Consider the following 4,768-nt stretch of genomic DNA (forward strand, 5'->3'; position numbering starts at 1 on the left):
AGATGTTCATAGGTCGCCGAGTCTTTGATTACGGCGCTGACATGGATGCCGCCCTTGTGGGCAAAGGCGCTCTGCCCGACAAACGGCAGATCGCGGCGCAGCGGCAGATTGGCGAGTTCGGCGATAAAACGGCAGGCCGGAGTGAGTCCCGCGAGGCGTTCGCGGCCGATGGTCTCATAACCCAGCTTGAGTTCCAGGTTCGCAATCACCGCAGCCAGATTGGCGTTGCCGCAGCGCTCGCCGTAGCCGTTCAGACAACCCTGGACATGCGTCGCGCCGGCTTCGATCGCGGCCAGCGAATTGGCGACGGCGAGTTCGGAATCGTTATGAGCGTGAATGCCGATGGTGCCGCCGAATCGAGCGCGAACATCGGCCACCGCCGCGGCGATCTGCGAAGTCAGCGCGCCGCCATTGGTATCGCACAGACAGAGTACGTCGGCGCCGGCCTCCTTTGCAGCCTCGAGGGTACGCAGCGCGAAATCCCGATTGGCCCGGTAGCCGTCGAAGAAGTGTTCGGCATCGTAAACCACTTCCTTGCCGTGCTGTTTGAGGTAGGCGACGGTCTCGCGGATCATCGCCAGGTTTTCGTCTTCCGTCACGCCCAGAGCGACGCGGGTATGCAGATCCCAGCTCTTGCCGAAAATTGCGATCACCGGAGTGTTGGCGCGGAGCAGCAGATCTACGTTGCGATCTTCGTGAACCGGATTCCGGGCGAACCGGGTGGAACCAAACGCCGTCAGCAGCGCATGCTTCAACTGCAAGTTCTGCGCGCGCTCGAAGAATTCCTTGTCTTTGGGATTGGAGCCCGGCCAGCCGCCTTCGACGTAATCGATGCCCAGCTCGTCCAGTTTCTGCGTGATGGCGAGTTTGTCGTCGACCGAAAAGTTGACGTTCTCGCCTTGAGAACCGTCGCGCAGCGAGGTATCGAACGTAGATATTCGCATCACTTAACAGCTTAGACGGTTACGGCTTGCTCTTCAGGTACGCCGGTCTCCTTCTTGCGCTTCTTAAGGAACGCCATCATGCCGCGCAGTTCGCGTCCGACGGTCTCAAGGGAGCTGCCACGAGCCGATTCGCGCATCGATTCGAAGCCTTTGCGGCCCGCTTTGTTCTCGGCGATCCAGGCGCGGGCGAATTCGCCGGATTGGATCTCGCCCAGAATCTTTTTCATCTCCACGCGCGTGTTCTCGTTAATGATGCGCGGACCGCGCGTATAGTCGCCATATTCCGCGGTATCGGAAATGGAATAGCGCATGTAGCCGAGGCCGCCCTCGTAGATCAGGTCGACGATGAGCTTCAGTTCATGCAAACACTCGAAGTAGGCGATTTCGGGAGCGTAGCCCGCTTCGGTCAGGGTTTCGAAACCGGCCCGAATCAGCTCGCTGACGCCGCCGCAGAGAACGGCTTGCTCACCGAACAGATCGCTCTCGGTTTCTTCGCGGAATGTGGTTTCGATGACGCCGGCTTTCAGGCAGCCCAGTGCGCGCGCGTAGGCCAGGGCGTTCTGGAGCGCTTGCCCGGAAGGATTCTGATGCACGGCGACCAAGCCGGGAACACCGACGCCTTCGGTGAACAGCTCCCGCACGCGATGTCCGGGCGCTTTGGGCGCTACCATGGAAACATCCACATCGGGCGGGGCTTCGATTTGACCGAAATGGATGTTGAAGCCATGCGCGAACATGAGCGTTTTGCCTTTGACCATGTGCGGCGCGATTTCGTTCTGGTAGAGGTCGCCCTGGATGTGATCGGCGACGAGCATCATGACGAAATCCGAGTGCCGGGCCGCGTCGCTGGTGCTGAGAACGCGCAGGCCGGCGGATTCCGCTTTCGGCCAGGACTTGCTTCCGCCGTAGAGACCGACCACCACGTCGACGCCCGAATCGCGCAGATTCAAGGCGTGGGCGTGACCCTGACTTCCGTAGCCGATAATCGCGACTGTCTTGCCGTTGAGCAACGACAGATCGCCATCTTGTTCATAAAACCTGTTAGCCATTGAGGACTCCGTCCATTTCTTCTTCAGCGCTCTCGGCCTGAACGCCGGCCACCGGAACCGGCGGCTGCAGGCGCAACTTGCGGGCTTCGAGCGAGACCGCGATCGAACCCGAGCGCGTGTATTCCATGTTGCCGTAGCTTTGCATCACGTCGAGAAACTCGTCGAGTTTTTCCGGATCTCCGGTGGCTTCGATGACGAACCCGTCGAGCGACGAATCGACGACGCGGGCGCCGAAAATCTCAGCTTCCTTGATGATCGCGCTTCTCTTATCCATGGGAGCGCGGACGCGGAGCAGGATCATCTCGCGGCAGACCGCGGGAGCTTCGGTGAGATCGGTCGCCTGCAGCACGTTGACCAGCTTATTCATCTGCTTGATGACCTGAGCGCGGAGGCGATCGTCGACGTCGACCACGATGCTCATGCGCGAGAGATCGGGATCGATGGTGCGCGCCACGGTGAGGCTTTCGATGTTGTAGCCGCGCGCGGAGAGCAGTCCGGTGACGCGCATGAGAGCGCCGGGTTTGTTTTCTAAGAGTACGGAAATGACTTGCAGCATGTTATTGGGCCACCGGTACGGCTGCCCCGAGAACCATTTCATTGATGGCGCCGCCCGCCGGAACCATCGGATAGACGTTCTCGAGAGGCGAGACTTTCACGTTCAGCAGATAAGGTCCAGGCTCGCGGACGGCTGCTTCCAGCGCGCCTGCCAGTTCGCCCGGCCGTTCCACCGTGCTGCCGCGGAAACCATACGCGCCGGCGAGTTTTTCAACATCGGGGAAACAATCGAGCTTCACCTGGCTGAGGCGATTGTTGTAGAACAACTCCTGCCACTGGCGGACCATGCCGAGATACCCGTTGTTCATGACGACGATCTTGACGGGCAACTGATAAGCGGCGAGCGTGGCGAGCTCGGGGATCGACATCTGGAATCCGCCGTCGCCGACGATGGCGAAGACGAGTTTGTCGGGCCGGGCGAATTGCGCGCCGATGGCCGCGGGCAATCCGAATCCCATCGCGCCGAGTCCGCCGGAATTGATCCAGAGCCGCGAGTGATGGAAGCGGATCAATTGGGCGGCCCACATCTGATGCTGGCCGACATCGGTGGCGACGATCGCTTCGCCGCCGGAGAGCCGGTCGATTTCGGTCATCAGATGCTGCGGCTTAATCTCGTCATCGGAGTGCGCGCGGTCGTAGGGATGCTCGTCTTTCCATTCGCGAATCTGCTTCCACCAGGCGCGCTTTCCAGCGGAGCTTTGATTTCGCGCCGTCGGCTCCAGTTCGGCGAGCAGCTTATTCAGCTTCTGCAGCACGCGCTTGGCATCGCCCACGATCGGGATATCGGCCTGCCGGTTCTTCGAGACTTCGGCCGGATCGATATCGACGTGGATTACGCGGGCGTTGGGCGCAAAGGCCGCGAGACGCCCGGTCACGCGGTCGTCAAAACGCACGCCGAGAGCAATCAACAGATCGCATCCGGTGAGGCCCATGTTGGCGGCATAGCTGCCGTGCATGCCCGGCATGCTGATGAAGTTGGGATGATCGGCAGGGAGTCCGCCGAGGCCCATCAAGGTGCAGACGGCGGGGGCATCCACGCGTTCGACGAGCTCGCGCAGTTCCGGTTCCGCGCCGGAGGCAATCACACCGCCGCCCGCGTAAATCATGGGACGCTCGGCTTCCCAGATCATCTGCGCGGCCCGGCGAATCTGCCCGGTATGGCCGTCCGCCGTTACCCGGTAGCCGCGCAAATGAATCTGATCCACGGGCTCGTAGTGCCCTTGAGCCTGAAAAACGTCCTTTGGGATGTCGACGAGAACCGGACCCGGACGGCCGCTCGACGCGAGATAGAAAGCCTCGTGAATGATCTGCGGCAGCTCGGCGATGTTCTTGACCAGGTAGTTGTGTTTGGTGCAGGAGCGCGTGATGCCGAACGTGTCGGCTTCCTGAAACGCGTCGCTGCCGATCAGCTTGGTGGAAACCTGTCCGGTGATGGCGACGATCGGAATCGAATCCATCAGGGAGTCGACCAGACCCGTCACCAGATTCGTGGCGCCGGGGCCCGAGGTCGCGCAGCAAACGCCGACTTTGCCGGTGGCGCGCGCATAGCCGGACGCGGCGAAGCAGGCATTCTCTTCGTGGCGCACCAGAACGTGTTTGATCGCGTGATCGTACAGCGCGTCATAGAACGGAAGGGTTACGCCGCCGGGGTACCCGAAAAAGCAATCGACCCCTTCGCGCGCCAGGCACTCCAAGAGCATCTTTGCTCCGTTCATCAAATTCGGGGCGCCGTTCATTAGATTCGACATGCAGTCCTCCGTCGTCGAGACATGGTGTTTAGAAAAGGAATCAGCGGGCTCGTTGACCTGCTTAGCAGGCGTCCGCAATTGGGACAGTAACGGTGAGGAGATAACGCGCCATCATCACTGCGTCGAGTGTAGCTCGGAAAGTTTCGTAAATGCAAGAGAATCTTTGCATAAGAAATGTTTATGAGGAGGCGGATGGCGATTCGGGGAACCAAAGTCGCGCAGCGGTGTCTAACTTGATGAAAAGAAACGCGCACAGTGAAGCGCAAAGGGCGCGATCCCGCGCTGCCAAACCGCAAAGGAACTCGTGAAGCTTGACGGCGCGGGGCGCGCTCCGTTTTGCGCGAGTCCATAGAAGCGCGGCGCGCCGGACTCCAACTGTGGCGGGAGGAACCTCGCCATGTTCGAAAACACATTTGTACCTGAAAAGTCGGAGCGCGGCGGCACCGTTGCGCTCGCGCTGATCCTGCAGACG

At 60.7% G+C, this 4,768-nt stretch carries 5 protein-coding genes; all 5 read right to left on the bottom strand.

From position 1 onward, the window contains the following. The coding region (cimA, locus tag H1Y01_RS16385) for a citramalate synthase (RefSeq protein ID WP_180541583.1) at window positions 1–944 on the bottom strand (944 nt) is incomplete at its 3' end. Between the two features lie 11 nt (window positions 945–955). After that, complete coding sequence (gene ilvC, locus H1Y01_RS16390) at window positions 956–1,993, bottom strand: ketol-acid reductoisomerase (RefSeq protein ID WP_180541584.1); 1,038 nt, start codon at window positions 1,991–1,993, stop codon at window positions 956–958. Further along, complete coding sequence (gene ilvN / locus H1Y01_RS16395; RefSeq protein ID WP_219341621.1) at window positions 1,986–2,591, bottom strand: acetolactate synthase small subunit; 606 nt, start codon at window positions 2,589–2,591, stop codon at window positions 1,986–1,988. Before ilvN ends, ilvC begins: the two co-directional genes overlap by 8 nt. Beyond that, entirely contained in the window at window positions 2,551–4,296 is a 1,746-nt protein-coding gene (ilvB, locus tag H1Y01_RS16400; protein WP_367399798.1) for a biosynthetic-type acetolactate synthase large subunit, read from the bottom strand. The genes ilvN and ilvB overlap by 41 nt, the downstream gene beginning before the upstream one ends. Window positions 4,297–4,524: 228 nt before the next feature. After that, window positions 4,525–4,768 (bottom strand): hypothetical protein (locus H1Y01_RS19605; protein ID WP_219341622.1); only part of this gene is annotated, 244 nt, incomplete at its 5' end.

The organism is Nevskia soli, assembly GCF_903970205.1.
In the GTDB taxonomy this organism is placed as follows: domain Bacteria; phylum Acidobacteriota; class Terriglobia; order Bryobacterales; family Bryobacteraceae; genus Bog-113.

Coding starts and splice junctions, on each gene's coding strand:
- ilvC (WP_180541584.1), bottom strand. CDS start 1,993: ATGGCTAACAGGTTTTATGAACAAGATGGCGATCTGTCGTTGCTCAAC.
- ilvB (WP_367399798.1), bottom strand. CDS start 4,296: ATGTCGAATCTAATGAACGGCGCCCCGAATTTGATGAACGGAGCAAAG.
- ilvN (WP_219341621.1), bottom strand. CDS start 2,591: ATGAAATGGTTCTCGGGGCAGCCGTACCGGTGGCCCAATAACATGCTG.